At 34.5% G+C, this 15,559-nt stretch carries 17 protein-coding genes and 1 pseudogene; 6 read left to right on the plus strand and 12 right to left on the minus strand.

Annotated features, from left to right (window positions below; translation table 11 throughout):
* Positions 1-11: 11 nt before the first annotated feature.
* Complete coding sequence (gene cheR, locus COE49_RS20110) at positions 12-794, plus strand: protein-glutamate O-methyltransferase CheR (RefSeq protein ID WP_140417385.1); 783 nt, start codon at positions 12-14, stop codon at positions 792-794.
* Between the two features lie 110 nt (positions 795-904).
* Here the strand turns inward: cheR and COE49_RS20115 are convergent, their stop codons facing one another.
* The 7 genes from COE49_RS20115 to COE49_RS20145 all read right to left on the minus strand — a co-directional run bounded on the left by COE49_RS20115 (position 905) and on the right by COE49_RS20145 (position 9,204).
* Positions 905-1,621: a hypothetical protein gene (locus COE49_RS20115; protein WP_088231111.1), complete on the minus strand. Its 717-nt coding sequence runs from the start codon at positions 1,619-1,621 to the stop codon at positions 905-907.
* Between the two features lie 27 nt (positions 1,622-1,648).
* The gene (locus tag COE49_RS20120) at positions 1,649-2,974 is read right to left on the minus strand and encodes a transglycosylase (RefSeq protein WP_088231110.1); all 1,326 of its coding nucleotides are present in this window, start codon (positions 2,972-2,974) and stop codon (positions 1,649-1,651) included.
* 29 nt (positions 2,975-3,003) lie between these two features.
* Positions 3,004-4,647, minus strand: coding sequence for a flagellar motor switch protein (locus tag COE49_RS20125; RefSeq protein WP_098357148.1), 1,644 nt, complete (start codon positions 4,645-4,647; stop codon positions 3,004-3,006).
* A 334-nt stretch (positions 4,648-4,981) separates the two neighbouring features.
* Complete coding sequence (locus COE49_RS20130; RefSeq protein WP_098357149.1) at positions 4,982-7,030, minus strand: chemotaxis protein CheA; 2,049 nt, start codon at positions 7,028-7,030, stop codon at positions 4,982-4,984.
* A 128-nt stretch (positions 7,031-7,158) separates the two neighbouring features.
* The gene (locus tag COE49_RS20135; protein ID WP_088231107.1) at positions 7,159-7,527 is read right to left on the minus strand and encodes a response regulator; all 369 of its coding nucleotides are present in this window, start codon (positions 7,525-7,527) and stop codon (positions 7,159-7,161) included.
* A gap of 146 nt (positions 7,528-7,673) precedes the next feature.
* Positions 7,674-8,351, minus strand: a complete 678-nt coding sequence (locus COE49_RS20140) for an OmpA family protein (protein ID WP_088231106.1) — start codon at positions 8,349-8,351, stop codon at positions 7,674-7,676.
* 19 nt (positions 8,352-8,370) lie between these two features.
* Positions 8,371-9,204 (minus strand): MotA/TolQ/ExbB proton channel family protein, encoded by an 834-nt coding sequence (locus COE49_RS20145; RefSeq protein WP_098946033.1) that lies wholly within the window; start codon positions 9,202-9,204, stop codon positions 8,371-8,373.
* Positions 9,205-9,376: 172 nt separating this feature from the next.
* On the opposite strand from COE49_RS20145, the gene COE49_RS20150 reads away from it, so the two are divergent.
* Positions 9,377-9,979: an HD domain-containing protein gene (locus COE49_RS20150; RefSeq protein ID WP_025688340.1), complete on the plus strand. Its 603-nt coding sequence runs from the start codon at positions 9,377-9,379 to the stop codon at positions 9,977-9,979.
* 18 nt (positions 9,980-9,997) lie between these two features.
* Here the strand turns inward: COE49_RS20150 and hfq are convergent, their stop codons facing one another.
* Both hfq and COE49_RS20160 read right to left on the minus strand, forming a co-directional pair.
* On the minus strand, positions 9,998-10,186 hold the full coding sequence (hfq, locus tag COE49_RS20155) for an RNA chaperone Hfq (protein ID WP_088231104.1): 189 nt from the start codon (positions 10,184-10,186) through the stop codon (positions 9,998-10,000).
* A gap of 53 nt (positions 10,187-10,239) precedes the next feature.
* Positions 10,240-10,458, minus strand: coding sequence for an aspartyl-phosphate phosphatase Spo0E family protein (locus COE49_RS20160; protein ID WP_098252650.1), 219 nt, complete (start codon positions 10,456-10,458; stop codon positions 10,240-10,242).
* Positions 10,459-10,696: 238 nt separating this feature from the next.
* Here COE49_RS20160 and COE49_RS20165 point away from each other — a divergent pair, with 238 nt between their 5' ends.
* The 3 genes and pseudogenes from COE49_RS20165 to COE49_RS20175 form a co-directional block, all read left to right on the plus strand.
* Entirely contained in the window at positions 10,697-10,819 is a 123-nt protein-coding gene (locus COE49_RS20165; protein ID WP_000007806.1) for a YjcZ family sporulation protein, read from the plus strand.
* Positions 10,820-11,007: 188 nt separating this feature from the next.
* Positions 11,008-11,475: a VOC family protein gene (locus COE49_RS20170; protein ID WP_088231102.1), complete on the plus strand. Its 468-nt coding sequence runs from the start codon at positions 11,008-11,010 to the stop codon at positions 11,473-11,475.
* 6 nt (positions 11,476-11,481) lie between these two features.
* A pseudogene (locus tag COE49_RS20175) lies at positions 11,482-11,744 on the plus strand (MFS transporter); the annotation flags it as partial.
* A gap of 799 nt (positions 11,745-12,543) precedes the next feature.
* On the opposite strand, the gene COE49_RS20185 reads toward COE49_RS20175, so the two are convergent.
* Both COE49_RS20185 and COE49_RS20190 read right to left on the minus strand, forming a co-directional pair.
* Positions 12,544-12,717: an aspartyl-phosphate phosphatase Spo0E family protein gene (locus tag COE49_RS20185; protein WP_098357153.1), complete on the minus strand. Its 174-nt coding sequence runs from the start codon at positions 12,715-12,717 to the stop codon at positions 12,544-12,546.
* A gap of 200 nt (positions 12,718-12,917) precedes the next feature.
* The gene (locus COE49_RS20190) at positions 12,918-13,700 is read right to left on the minus strand and encodes an SDR family NAD(P)-dependent oxidoreductase (RefSeq protein WP_088231101.1); all 783 of its coding nucleotides are present in this window, start codon (positions 13,698-13,700) and stop codon (positions 12,918-12,920) included.
* Between the two features lie 400 nt (positions 13,701-14,100).
* Between COE49_RS20190 and COE49_RS20195 the strand changes: the two genes are divergently transcribed.
* The gene (locus tag COE49_RS20195; RefSeq protein WP_001019663.1) at positions 14,101-15,006 is read left to right on the plus strand and encodes a LysR family transcriptional regulator; all 906 of its coding nucleotides are present in this window, start codon (positions 14,101-14,103) and stop codon (positions 15,004-15,006) included.
* Between the two features lie 63 nt (positions 15,007-15,069).
* Here COE49_RS20195 and COE49_RS20200 read toward each other — a convergent pair whose 3' ends face one another.
* On the minus strand, positions 15,070-15,546 hold the full coding sequence (locus COE49_RS20200; RefSeq protein WP_000528732.1) for a 2,4'-dihydroxyacetophenone dioxygenase family protein: 477 nt from the start codon (positions 15,544-15,546) through the stop codon (positions 15,070-15,072).
* Positions 15,547-15,559: the final 13 nt, after the last annotated feature.

Genomic DNA, 15,559 nt, shown 5'->3' on the forward strand with positions numbered 1-15,559 from the left:
CCATTGTAAATATGATAATTGAACAAGATTATGATCATTTTATCGCGAGTTTTAAACAACAATTCAATATGGATATCGCTTCGTATAAACAAGATAGAATGCGCCGTAGAATTGATGCTTTTATTACGAGAAAAGGCTTTGAAAACTACACTAATTTTTTTAGCCATTTACGTGCCGATCAAAATTTATTTGTAAGCTTTATTGACTATATTACAATTAACGTTTCAGAGTTTTTCAGAAATAAAGAACGCTGGCAAACGTTAGAAACGAAAGCACTACCAAAATTACTTGAACAAAATAACGGGAAATTAAAAGTATGGAGTGCTGCCTGCGCTGCCGGTGAAGAACCATATACACTCTCTTTAATTTTATCAAAACATCTTTCTCCATTTCGCTTTGAAATACAAGCAACAGATCTTGATTTTCATATATTAGAAACTGCAAAACGTGGTCAATATACAGAACGTTCTTTAAAAGAGTTACCTACAGATTTGAAAGAGCGCCATTTTACGAAAGAGGATGATATATATTCATTGCATCAAAACATTAAGCAACTTGTCACGTTCAAACAACACGACCTCTTAATGCAATCATTCGATACAAATTACGATTTAATCATATGTCGTAATGTAATGATTTACTTTACAGAAGAAGCAAGAGTAAAGCTGTATGAAAAGTTTAGTCGTTCTTTACGAAAAGGTGGCGTGCTATTTGTTGGTAGTACAGAGCAAATTTTAACACCCGAACGCTACAATCTTCAGCGATTCGATACATTTTTCTACGAAAAAATATAAAGTGAAACTTTAATCAGCGGAAGTTTTGTCCATCCCCATTGATTATTAACCTTCACCAATCGGGCGTTTGCGGGATAAAAAAGGGTCGTCACATGAAAGTGGCGACCTTTTTATATAACTCGAATCAAAATAATAGTAACAATCCATATAAAGAGAAACAGAACCGTCATTGACCATTTATGTTCTTGAATCGTTTGTTTCAATGCTTGAGATAGTTGCGTCATGTTCATTTCTGCAAGCGCTCTCCATACACTTACATCTCGATCTTTAGCCATGTGATCCATGCCGTTAATTAAAGTGGTTTCATTAGACAACTTCGTTATATAAGCAGTAATAACCGTTACCATTAAATTTATATTTCCTTCTGAAGAATCACTTTCCACTCTAGAAATAAGCGCACTCACATCTAGTAACGGAATATGTACCTTTCTACCAAATGATAATTGTACTTCAGCAAAATCATACGTTCCATCTAACAAAGGAAGTTCTTTTATATGCGCTTGCTTAACAAGTCCTTGCAGGCTTCTAATTACTTGTTCGTATATTCTTTCTGTTTGCTTTCCTTCTCCGGATAACGCATGTAACTTTTTAAAAAGTTGTAACACTGTATCCATCTCTTTAAAAAGCATTTCCTTCATACTCTTTCCATCACTTAAACTTGCAAGTAAAATTCCTATTTCATTATTTTTCGTAATGATTTTAGAATGTCCAGTAAACACTAGATTACTACGCTTTCGTTCTTTCTGAATCTCATGTTCCGAAATAGCTTTAGGCTGTTTTAATGGTTGCAGCGTCTTATGTTCAATTGTTGTACGTTTAATTTCCATTTAAGCGCCTCCACTACTATGAAATAATTAGCCCCATTCTTTATTACTCTTTAAAACTAACAACAGTACGAATAAACCTGACATAATTGCAAATACATTAGAAGCTTTTACTCCTTGTTCACCTTTTTCTTCCTTCTTTTCTGGCTCTTCTTTCTTTTTTGAGACGTCGTGATTGTCACTTTTTCCTTTTTCCTCTTTTTGAACCTTTGCATTCGTTACTTCTTTATTTTCTGTCAACGGCTCTTTTATATTGTAGTTAATTTCTTCTTTCTCTTTTAACGGTTCTCTTATAAAATTATTTACTTTCTCCTCTTGCTTCGGAATTTGAACAACTGGAAGTTTTTCTTCTGGAAGCGGAATCTCTACTTTCAAATATTCCTGCTTCTCAGTTTCTTTCTTATCTTCTAACTTATTTTCATCCTCTTGTTCTTCTATCTTTTTATCATCTTCCGCTTTTTGCTCCAAAACAGAAACGATATATTCACTTTCCATCACAAGTTTATTACCTGCTGCATCTATTATTTCTACAAATAGTTTGTATGGTCCAATTGGCAAATCATCCGTTATTTCGAATGATTTTTGCCAATCCATGTCGCGCTTATTGTAGTCTAATAAAAAGGTAATCTCTTTATCCTCTTTTCCTTTTAATGTAACACGAGCTTCTTTCACAACCGATTCTATATCTGACGCTTTTACTCGTATATGTATAGAGTCTCCCTGTTTCCGTTCAATTAAGTTCTCTTTCGCCTCATCAATAGTAACTTTATGTAACGTTGGCAATTCTGTATCAATAGTCGGTGTTTCATTTTTAATACGAATAAGCGGGACATTCACTTCATTTTCTATAAGTTCTTCCTTCTCATTTTCTTTATAACTTTGAACGAGCTGAAGGTGCCAATCACCTTGCAAATCAAAAATTCCAATCTTATAGTTCGCAATCCACCGCTTCGTCTCTTCTTCATACTCAAAAGATAGCATTCTTTCTTGTGCATATTGCTCGCCATTTTTTTGCAACTGCAATATACCTTTCATACTTTGAATGCTTTTCTCCTTTCGTTCTACAGTAATCCGCAATTCTTCGCCAACCTTCAATTCCTGCTTATTTACTGTAATGATCCCTTGATCCGTTTCTATCTTTCTTCCAATCTCTTGTTCATTCGCTACTTCTTTTTGTTCCTCTTCAACTTCGTTCATTTCTACTCGTTCTGTCTGCTCTTGAACTGCCTTTTTTTCTTGCACGTTCATTTCATTTATATTTTGATCTCGTTCCATTTGTTCTTCCGCCTGAATTTGCAAAGGGAAGAACAAATGTATACATAGCCAGCAAACTAGAAAAAACGTTACGTTTTTCATCTACTTGTTCAAACTCCTATTTCAACGCCTTACAACGTTTTTGTCACTTTCACTCCGAAAAATCCATCTACATTTACAAGTTCACCATACGCCACTAATATATCATTTACATAAATTTGAATCGGTTCGTCAATATCTTCATCCAGTACAACCGCTTCATTTTCTTGTAAACTTAATATATCTTGAATTGTTTTCACAGTACTTCCAAATACAAATTTCACATTCATTTCTACATTTTGTAAGATGGATGTATCCATATATACTGGCTCAATTTGTTTCACTTCTTTAAACTCAATAGGTTGTACAACAGGTGCTACAATTTCTTCCTCTTCTATTTCTTCCTCAATCTTTTCTTCTTGTCCTTCCACCATTGGATATAGAAGTCGTCTCACCATTTCTTTCGCCTCTGAAATCGGTAAAATTTGATACATTTTCGATTGAAGTAAATCACCAATTTCAATGTTGAATGTAATTTGAACAAGCTCATCGCCTTCCATAGCTTCTCCCAAATATTCCATTTCTTCTCGCAGCGTCACAAATTTAACTTCTGGTGGTGTCATATCCATTTTTTCTTTAAACATTTCTGACATGGCAGTTGCCGCATGCCCCATCATTTGATTCATAATTTCTTTAATACCACTTAACTCTAATTCACTTAGCTCTTTCTCCGGGTCAATTTCTCCTGTCCCCATCATCATCAAATCTACCATTGTTAAAGCAACATCTTTCGTAAATACGAATACGTTCTCATTTTTTAATCCTTCAACAAAATCGACATTTAAAATGACGAATGGTACAGGTACCCCATCATAATGACGAACATTAATCGCCTCTACGTGTGGTGTACTAATAGTGACTGGCTGATTTAATAGTGTTGATAATACTGTTGAGGCTGAACCAATTGATATATTTGCAATTTCACCTAGCACATCTTTCTCTTCTTGCGTTAACTGCTCTTTTTTAACATGCTCTTCTGCAATCTCAGTTCCCACAATTTCCGCCGGCTCATTTATTTCTTCCACTTCACTAGATAATTGCAATAATTTATTTATCATTTGTTTCGTATGTTCAACTGAAACAATTTGCACTAATTTAGAGTTTACAAGATTATCTATTTTTAGATCAAACGACACTTTAACAATCATGTTACTTCCATTTATTCCAGAGATTTTCTCCATTTCTTCTGATAATTTTACAACTTTAATCGTCGGTGGAGACATATCTACTGCATCTTGGAAGAATTCCGACATAGATGTAGCTGCGAATCCCATCATTTGATTCATCGCTTCTTGTACAGCACTTAGTTCTAATTCACCAAGTTCTTTTCCTTCTTCCACTTCACCTGTCCCCATCATCATTAAATCAGCAATGGATAACGCAACATCTTGCTGGAGGACAAGTAGATTTTCCATATCTAAGCCTTTTGTGAAATGAATATTTAATACAACATGAGGAACTTCAACATCACTTGTATCATATAAATCTACTAACTCTACATGAGGAGCAGTTATACTTACTTGCCTATTTAAAATTATTGATAAAACTGTCGAAGCTGAACCGAATGATATATTTGCGATTTCACCAAGAATATCGCATTCTTGAGACGTTAAATGCACCTTTTCTTTCTCTAGCACAATTGTACTTGTATCCCCTTGTGTGTGTTGCTCTGGCATTTTCCCCGCCTCCTCATTTCTGTTTTCCATCTAATAATATAAAGTGAAACTTTAATCAGTAGGGGTTTCTTCATCCCCCAATAATTATTAGCTCACACCATTCAGGCCATTATCTTCCGCCTAACTCCATCGCACTCTCCGGATTTTGAGCTAGGGGGTCTTACTGCCCGGAAAATAGCGGGATAAATTCTCAATTATTATATTTTAGCAAACTTATTATACGAATCGTTACTATGCATTTTTTTCCACATTCATGCGATTCATTTTTTCATGTTCGTAATAAACCAAAAGGCTCCCCAATTATATACAAGTGGGGAGCCTTCCTTCATTCCTATTATAAACCTTCTGGGTTTAAAATGAGGACCACTCGTCCATCACCGAGAATCGTCGCGCCAGAGAAATAGTTAGAGCTCTCTGCAAAGAAGTCACCTAATGATTTTAAGACTATTTCTCTTTGACCGATAATTGTGTTTACAATAAGTCCATAGCTGCGATGTGTATTACGAACAATTAACACAGGAACCATTTGACTATCATATGACTCAAACGCCTCATCTACTGTTTTTTCACCAAATACAGTACTTAAATGCTTCACTTCAATAATTTGATTGCGATAGTTTAATACATCTTTCCCTTGTAAGGATTGAATGTCTTCTCTCTTAATTCGAATTGCTTCAACAATATTTCCAAGAGGTAAAGCATAACGCTTATCATTCGTTTGAACAAGCATCGATTGAATAATAGATAATGTTAAAGGAAGTTCAATTCTAAATGTACTTCCTTTTCCTTCTTCAGAATCAATAATCAAATGCCCACCTAAACTATGGATTGTATGCTTCACCACATCTAATCCCACACCACGTCCTGAAAGATCCGATACGACTTCAGCTGTACTAAATCCTGGTTGGAAGATGAGATCAAACACTTCGCGGTCTGTTAATTTATTTGCCTCTGCTTCTGTTACAACACCATTTTTAATCGCTTTTTTTAATACTTTTCCTTTATAAATACCATTTCCATCATCAGTAATTTGAATCACGACATGATTTCCACTATGAAAAGCCTCTAATTTAATCGTGCCTGTCTCGTTTTTACCTGTATCGCGACGTTGTTCAACAGTTTCAATACCATGATCAATCGCATTACGAATTAAATGAACAAGTGGATCACCGATTTCATCAATAACAATTTTATCAACTTCAGTATCTTCACCTGTAATTTGTAAATCAATTTTCTTCCCTAGATCTTTCGCTAACATACGTACCATACGCGGGAAACGGTTAAAAACAGTTTCAATCGGCACCATACGCATATTTAGTAATACATTTTGAATATCCTTTGAAATATCACCTAATCGATTTAAATGCTCAATTAATTCCTTGTTTTGAATTGTTTGTGCCAATTCATCAATGCGCCCACGCTCAATTACGCTTTCTTCAAACATATTCATTAATCTTTCAATTTTCTCTAATTGAACACGAATGGAACGATTCTCCACTTTACCATTTTTCGTTTTCATTGTGCTTTTAGCTGGCTTAGCACTCGTAGGTTGGGTCACCGTCTCTATAGATGTTTCTAACTGCGTAACCACAGCAGGTTGCACCGCCGCCTCTATAGGTGTTTCCAACTGCGCAACCACAGCAGGTTGTATCATTTCTTCTACTTGCACAAATTCCTGTACAACGACTTCCTGCGAAGAGTCCCCTTGCTTTACTTCTACTTTATCAATTTCAGAAACATGAAGTACTACTTGTTTCAATTCTTCTACACTACGATCCGTATTCATAAATACTGTGAACTCAAATCCGAAAGCATCCGCTTCGATTTCTTCAATACTTGGAACTATTTTTTGTATATTACCTAAATTTTGCAGTGCTTCAATACACATAATGGCACGTACTGCTTTTAAAATCGCTTGCTGTTCAACAGTTATGTGTACTTCATGCGAAACTACATTCTCGTTACTTATACGATTGGTCTCTACATGGTCTGTAGAAGTTTCTACATCACCATTCAATAGCTCTTCTAATTTTTGCTTAGTCGATGCAACATCAATATTACCCATTCCGCCTTGTTGCACATCTGCAACCATCTTCTCCAAGTTATCAATGCACTCAAAAATCACATCAATAATATTCGCATTTATCACTATATTCCCATGACGGATTTCATCTAACACATTTTCCATTTTATGCGTTAAATCCGCCATTTCCGTAAATTCCATACTTGCAGACATACCTTTAAATGTATGAGCTGAACGAAATATTTCTCCAACTACACCCATATCAGCAGGATTCTGTTCTAAAATTAGCACATTTTCATTTAGCGACTGTAAATGTTCTTCTGATTCTTCAAAAAATATATTTAATAGATCTGTTTGCATTTTAATCCCCTACCTGTCTAACAAACATTTCATTTATGTATAACAATTTAGTGTTTTATAACGAGAAAAAAGGGGACCACACGTCTATCCGCTATCATTGTTTGATTCCTTGTGGCACCCCTTTTATATTAGCTGTTTGCTACTTTTGTTAAAGCTTCGATTACACGATCCGCTTGGAATGGCTTTACAATAAAGTCTTTTGCTCCGCCTTTAATTGCATCTAATACCATCCCTTGTTGTCCCATCGCAGAACAAATAACAACTTTTGCACTCGCATCAATTTTCATAATTTCTTTTAATGCTTCAAGTCCGTCCATTTCCGGCATAGTAATATCTAATGTTACAATATCAGGTTGAAGCTCTTTATACTTTTGAATTGCTTCTATTCCATTCTCCGCTTCACCGATAACTTCAAATTCAGCCTTACTTTTTAATAAGTTTTTAATCATCGTTCGCATAAACATCGCATCGTCTACAACTAAAATTTTATATGCCATTCTTTTAGACTCTCTCCTTCTATGTATAAAAATATCTTAATATTTCACCTTATCATTCTCACTCATTATACAAAATAAAACGATAAAATTTAATATTTTTTAAAAGAATTTCTGTATTTTTATTATATTATTATTAAAATAATATACTATTCTTTTATATAAATGACAACGCGACGGTTTTTCTCCCAATTTTGCGGTGAATCATTTGGTACAACTGGCTTTGTATCTGCATATCCTACCGCAGCTAATCTTTTATCATCCACATGATACACCTCGATTAAGTGGTGTATCATATTAGCCGCTCTTGCTGAAGATAACTCCCAGTTAGAAGGAAACTTTTCATTATGGATTGGTCTACTATCTGTATGTCCTTCCACAACAATCGGATTTGGTAACGATTGGAAAAATCCAACTAATTGACTAATTATCTCTTTTGCTTCTGGTTTAACGTTCGCATCACCCGTATCAAATATTAAATTATCTACTATAACGATGCTTACTCCTGTATCCTCCCGGTATACATTCACTTGACTAATACCGTTATTATCTACATACGCTTTTAACTTCTTATACAAGTCGTCCATTCGCTTCTTTGAGACCATTTTTTCATCATTTTTTTCATGTGAAATATCTGGTATTGTATTTCCCAATACTTTTGCATCAACTTGCTCCGCGTCACTAAACTTTTCAAGCATCTTTGATAATTTTACTGTATCTTGCTTTGAGGTAGCAACTAGTAATACAAAGAAAGTTAATAATAACATCGTTAAATCTGTAAAAGTCGTCATCCAACGAGGCGATCCCTTTTGCGGTCGTTTTTTCATCATACCACTCCTTGAAATATTAGGCTGCTCGTTTTACTTTTTTTGTCTTCGATTCGTATACATATGTATCTAGTTTTAATTTTAATTTAGAAGGAATTTGTCCACGATACAATTCTGAAATGGCTTCAATTACAAACTTCTTCTCTGTATACAAATCTTCAATACCACGATACACCTTTTCGGCAAGAGGTATTGCAATCATATTTGCAAGTACAGATCCATACAATGTCGTTAACATTGCAACTGCCATCCCTGTACCAATTTGCGATGTATCTTGCAAGTTTTGAAGCATAATGATAAGACCGATTAAAGTTCCTATCATCCCCCAAGCTGGGGCAAAATCACCAATTTTATCTAATAAAGTTGCCCCTTTTCTTAATTCATACACTTCTGTTTCTACATCTTTCATTAACACTTCTTTTAATTCCTCTTCATCGTAACCGCTCAACATGAGTTGAATTCCTTTTTGAATAAACGGATTGTCTACTTGCTCCCCATCAACTTCTAAAGAAAGCAAACCATATTTTTTAGACTTTTTTAAAAAATCAACAAACAAATCCGTTAACTGTTCTAAATCTTCTTCTCTTCTATGTAAAACAGTGAAAATACTTTTCGTATATTTTTTTATTTCTCTAAGTCGATATGCTACAACAATCGTCGCTGTTGTTCCCCCAATGACAATTAAAATAGATGAAACGTCTAAGAAGTTTTTAAAAGCTTTTATTCCGCCGCCGCCAAGCATAATCGCCGCTATCACAATGGCGAAACCTATTATGATGCCAATCGGGCTAGAAATGTCAAACTTCCTTTTTCTTCTTTGTGGTCTAGCAAATACTTGATTTTCGTCTCCCATATTCTCGCCCTTTCCTTTTCATTTTCATAAAACATTTTTTTATTTTAATAATACGTTTTTACATACAGTATGTATTATACGTTTATAATCTATTTATCGCAATATACTCATAAAATTGACACATTTCATTTCCATATTAAAATTATGGTATGGAAATATGAGGAGGATCACGATGGAACATAACATTTTACAAGTCATTGCATTAGCAGAAAAACTAAAATACGAAATGCGACATAGCTGGCTTTCTAACGGACGTCAAGAAAGCGTTGCTGAACATACGTGGCGCATGTCTCTAATGGCCATCTTAGTTGAGCCTTATTTAGATCAAAAAGTAAATATTGAAAAATTACTTAAAATGGTTATCATTCACGATTTAGTCGAAGCGGAAGCTGGTGATATTCCAGCTTTTGATACAATGAATAGTCACGAATTACAATTACAAAAACAAAAAAATGAACTAGAAGCAATTTTAAATATTAAACAAACATTAACAGGTTCTCTCGGCGAGGAATTATATGATTTATGGATGGAATTTGAAGCGAAAGAAACGTACGAAGCACAAGTTGCTAACGCACTTGATAAACTTGAGGTGAAAATTCAGCATAACGAAGCCGATATTGATACGTGGCTACCAATTGAGCATAAAATGACATTCCAAGTAGCAAAACATACAAACTTTGATTCTTTCCTATCTAAATTACAAAAAATTATCGAGCAAGATGGCGAAAAAAAATTAATAGCTGCCGGCATTGACGTTGAAGCTTGCAAACAATAATGAAATAAGACANNTGTCTTATTTCATTATTGTTGATACAGCTTGCTTGTAAATAAGTTGTTGCTTTCCATCGACTAACATTAAAATTGTAAATTTATCTATCCCAACAACTTCTCCTACTATTCTAACGCCACTCTTTAAGAAAATTGTAACAGTACCCTTTTCTTCTTTTATTTGTTTATACAACTCTTCTTGTAAATGTTCCAATTACTGTTCTCCCCTTACTTATAAAACATCTTAATATAAAAAACTATAAATTTTCATTTATACATCTTATCTTTTACATTCATAAACTTATTAATAAGTATATCTAAATCTCGGCTAAATAACAAAACTTTATCATGATCCAATCCATGTCTAGCAACAAGTTGAATTAACTCTTTCTTTTTGTTTTCTATTTTATTTTGTAATTGTCCCATCTCCATCTCTATACAAAAACTCCCTTTTCCCATAATATTACTTGTAAAATTATAGTACAAATTCCCACATAAAAAAATATAAAAATGGTTTTTTTTACAATTTTTCATAAACAAATTGTAAATTATATAACATTTCATTTGTATATAACTATATAAACAAACTAAACATATAATCCAAATGAGCTTACAGGCGTTTGTCTAATTACAAATGAGACTGGCTCCTTTTCTATACAAAAACATACTGTATATAGTAGTCCATGAACTATATAGATTAATTTATTAAAGAGGAGGAAAAAACATGAGCTTTGGTGGTAGTTGCGCTGGTTTCGGCGGTGGATTTGCTTTGCTTATCGTACTATTCATCCTTCTAATCATTATCGGATGTAGCTGTTGGGGTGGCGGCGGCGGATTCGGATATTAACATATCATATCCTTTGCGCTAACTCTAAAGGAATGCAGTAAGAAAACTAAAAACTATATGAAAACAGCTCATATTTGAGCTGTTTTTTCATACTTTCGTATGAGTGAATGTACCCCTTATTTGCGATTTCACCTAACAAAATATCGTTTACTATAGAATAAGAAACATTTTTACTGAGGAGGATTACAATGATTAAAGGTCTTTATGAAGCACATTTACCCGTCCGTAGCTTAGAAGTATCTATATCTTTTTATGAATCACTAGGGCTCAAATTATATAAAAGAGGAGAATATATTGCTTTCTTTTGGATTAAAGAAAATGAAAGTTGGCTCGGCCTTTGGGAAGGAACAGAATACAAAGTTAATTATCACCCATCTTTACGACATATCGCCTTCCAAGTAAGCTTACACGATTTAGAAAATGCGATACATTGGCTAAATCAAAAAGGAATTTCAGCACGAAAAGACTTTGGAATGGAACCAATTGAACCCATTGTTTTTCCGGAATTAGCACATGCCTCCGTATACTTTAACGATCCTGATGGAAACAGTTTAGAATTGATTGCACAATTACCAGTTGAACTTCCTACAAAGGAGAAAGTGTATTTAAGCGAATGGAAAAAACAAGTTCAAGCATCATTATTACATAAGGATTAACCTTTTATATCAGTTTCTTATTCCACACTTCTTAAAACAAATACAAACTTCAAAAAACTATTTTATGGTCAAACATTAAGTGTACTTGGAGATTGGTTTCATACGGTAGCTTTATTAACATTCGTCTATAGCATAACGGAATCTCCGTTTATGATAGCGCTCACTTTTATAAGTAAAGGGTTGCCTCAGCTTCTTCTTAGTCCTTTCATAGGTGGAATTGTAGATCGTTTTTCTAAAAAAAGATTCTGATTTTCACCGATATTTTACGGGATGGCTTTTAGAGATTCTTTCTCCGCAAGTTATTGGTAGCCTGTTAGCTATATGCTGTATTTTCGTTAGTTTTATATGGATTTTCTTATTTTATCGTGGGGAACTTAGTGAAGAATCTACTATCACTTAATGAGGTAAACCCAAAAGTAGCTGAATAGCTACTTGGGCTAACCTCTTTTTTATTTGCAGGAAAAACCCAAAACGAGTACTGGATATAAAACGAACAAAAGAGCCTATCTTTATACAGAATGTTTGGATTGTCCATTTTAAGATAGTCGTAGACTGTCTATTCATAAGTTGATATACATTGTATTCCAAAAATTAATCAACCAGATTTTATAGGAGAAGATTTTGATAAAGAATCCATGCATTGTTTTTTAATATAATGGTAAGTTCTGTGAGTATAATAAACTTTTGCAGTAGCAAGATTATCACAAATAGAACACTTAATTTGATAAGAAGCTTTGCTAACATGGGGAGTGTCTAACAATAGTAATGTTTCTTTCATGTGTGAGGTACAGACCCACATAACGTCACCCCTTCATTAATATTTCACAGTAATCTTTACTCTGTGGAGTCACTTTCCTCTTAAGTTTATCTGGCTTTCATTTCTTCAATTGTTCTGCAATTATCTAATTCCAATAGATCGAAATATTTTTCAATTGTTTTATAGGGCTTTTAACTAATCTTTTCTGCCTGCCTACAATTATTGTACTTTCTTTCGAAACAATTTTTATCAGTTTTATATAATAAAGATAATTTCTAGAAACAACTATTAGACATAAGCTACTACCCAAGTTACTCCTGTTTGTTTACTGCGGAATATTTTATCATCATAAATTCATTGACCACCAAATCTAACTTTTGGCTGAATTCAACGGTTTTTTGGTTAGTTAATCCATATTTCTGCGCTGATATTTCCATTTCGCGTTTGAATTGATTGTATTCATTTAAAATTTTTTTCAGCTTCATGAAGCTGCCTCCAATCATAATGTAAGCATACTATTTTCCGTAAATTGTATAAGGTTTGATAGCGCTCTTTAACGATTGAATGGCCCCTGCTTTGCTATTCAACTAAATTAAGCACGATTGTGCAATTTTCCACAGAAATTATATAAGGGTGATACGTGTAAAAACTCTCATTCTTTCAAAGATAGGAATTTTATGTTTATTTACACTTTTTGCTCAAGAAGTTTTCTGGTATAGATGGTTACCCATTTCCTTGGCAGCAGGCCCACAGATTTAGCCATGAGTTTATTTTTAAAGCCCGGAATGATTACCCTTTTATTCTTCATTAATCCTTCAAAGCCGCACTTGGCAACCATTTGCGGATCCAACATGTTCTTATTGAACACTTTCGTTCCTGCTCCGGCGAATTGCTGCGTGAGTGTTGTTTTAGTAAAGCTTGGACATAATACTGAAACTTGAACCCCAGTTCCTTTCAGTTCTTCAGCAATCGCTTCCGAAAAGGATAAGACGTACGATTTACTCGCTCCATACATCGACATTCGTGGAACTGGCTGAAAGGCTGCTAGTGAAGCCACGTTTAAAATTTTACCTTGCTTTCGTTTCACCATGTCATCCGCAAAAAGTCTGGTTAAATACGTAAGTGAAATCATATTTAGCTGCAAATATTCCATTTCCTTCTGAATATCCACTTCCGTCATGAATCCAAATCCGCCAGCTCCGGCATTATTAATCAATATATCAATGTCAATTCCCTCAGTTTTCAAGTATCGATGCAGGCCCTCTACCGTTGTATAGTGGCCTAAATCGCCGGCAAAAGTATTTACTTGTATACCATAATCCTTTTTTAAATTCTCGGATTGTTGCTCTAACAACGTTGCGTCTCTGGCAACTAACACTAAGTTATAGCTGTGACCTGCGAAAATTTTAGCGAATTCCAAACCGATTCCTTTTGTAGCACCTGTAATTAAAATAGTTTCTGTTGTCATCCGTCTCCTCCACATGTTTTATTTATCCAGTTGAACAATGAGAAATTGCTTTATTCTAACTTGAATCTGTTACATCCATTGCCAGGACAAGGGCTCGTTTCCCTAATACTTCGATTTCTTTCACACCTTTCTCGTAAGCCCCTATACGACGTGAACATACTACAACGTTCGCCATCTTCCTTGACTAACACAGACGCTTTCAGGATCCGTTAACCTGCTACTATCTTCAGTAACTATATTTGTCCCGTTAAACCAAGCAATCGTTTTAATTATTTTAGAATCTTCAAAATTTTATAAAAATTATTATTGTTATCAATTATACTTATAAATTATAATTAAATAAAATTAAAGAATTTAATCTGTAAATAAGTAATACTAATATTCGAAAAGGGGAGCGGTCATGAACATTGAGCAATTAGTATATATTATTGAGGTCTCAAAACACAGTTCTCTGACTAAAGCAGCACAGAATCTTCATGTGACCCAATCTACGATTAGCCAATCCATTTCCAGCTTAGAAAAGGAGTTAGGGGTTAAGATCCTTAATCGCTCACGAGGACACGGTGCTGTACCAACCGATGAAGGTAGAATCATTCTAAAACTTGCCTACGGAGTACTGAGAAAAATTGAAGAAATAAAGGAGACAGCCAGCTCATTCAACTCCATGGAAGCGGGAGAACTAAGGTTATCTTCTTTACCCGGATTGACGACGTTTCTAGTAAAAGCTATAGCTGCTTTTAGACATGAATATCCACATGTAAATGTGGAGGTTACCGAAAAAAGTGGACATGCTGTAATTGAAGATATTCGACAGCATAAGACCGACATCGGACTGATTACGTATTCGCCCGATTTAAATGTAAATATGGAAGGAATAGCTTTTGAAACACTATTTGAAGGGAAACAGAAAGTATATGTTTCTAAGCATTCTCCCTTAGCGTTTCTTGGTACCATAACTCCTCATGATATACTTGATCAAACTCTCGTTACATATAAAGGTGAATTTATGCAGTATTTTGTTCAAGATTTCTTTAATAAATATAAACCCTTAAAAATTCTATTTACATCAAACAATATGGATGGAGTTCTCCAAGCCATCATCGAAAGTTTAGCTATTACATTCGCTCCTGATTTCGTAATGAAAAATTATCCCCCTGTCAACAATGGTGATATCATTCCCGTTGATTTGATGAATCATAGAACTGTAAATATTTCTTTAGGAATGGTTCGATCAGAGAATAAACATCTATCCACTTTTGCCAACAAATATATTCATCATCTTAAATCCAAAATTATTCAAAGTTAAGAGAGCAAAAAGAGAAGCTCGTCGCATGTGAACATCGAGCTTCTCTTTTTACAAATCTATCTTTTAAAACTTAGTCACATCGACCGGTTCAATTCCTTCAGCTGCGCAATGCTCATGGTATTTTTTCAAAAATGACTCCCAATTATCTCTGGCAATAATTTCCCCATTCTCACCTAAATAATCTAATGTTCCTTCAACAATATTAAGCGTAATAACTTCTTCATCTCCTACAGCTTGAGGTGTATGTGAAGAGCCAGCTGGCTCATAAACGACATCACCAGCTTTAGAAACCCAAGGATCCTCAAGATATCTCCAAGTGCCTTGGACAGTATAAACAATGACCGTACCAGGATGAAAATGAGCAGGAAGTTGCATAGCCGCAGGGACTTTTAATAGCGTAACCGTCTGTCCGGTTACTGGGTTGGCCTTAAGTAATTTAAACTTCGCATCTCCAAAATAAGGAATCCAAGGTAAATCATCTGGACAAATATTATTAGCATGAAATGCCACTACCTCTTTTACATTTTTTACGTTTCCCATTTATATCGCCTCT

Source organism: Bacillus sp. AFS029637, assembly GCF_002584985.1.
GTDB lineage: Bacteria > Bacillota > Bacilli > Bacillales > Bacillaceae_G > Bacillus_A.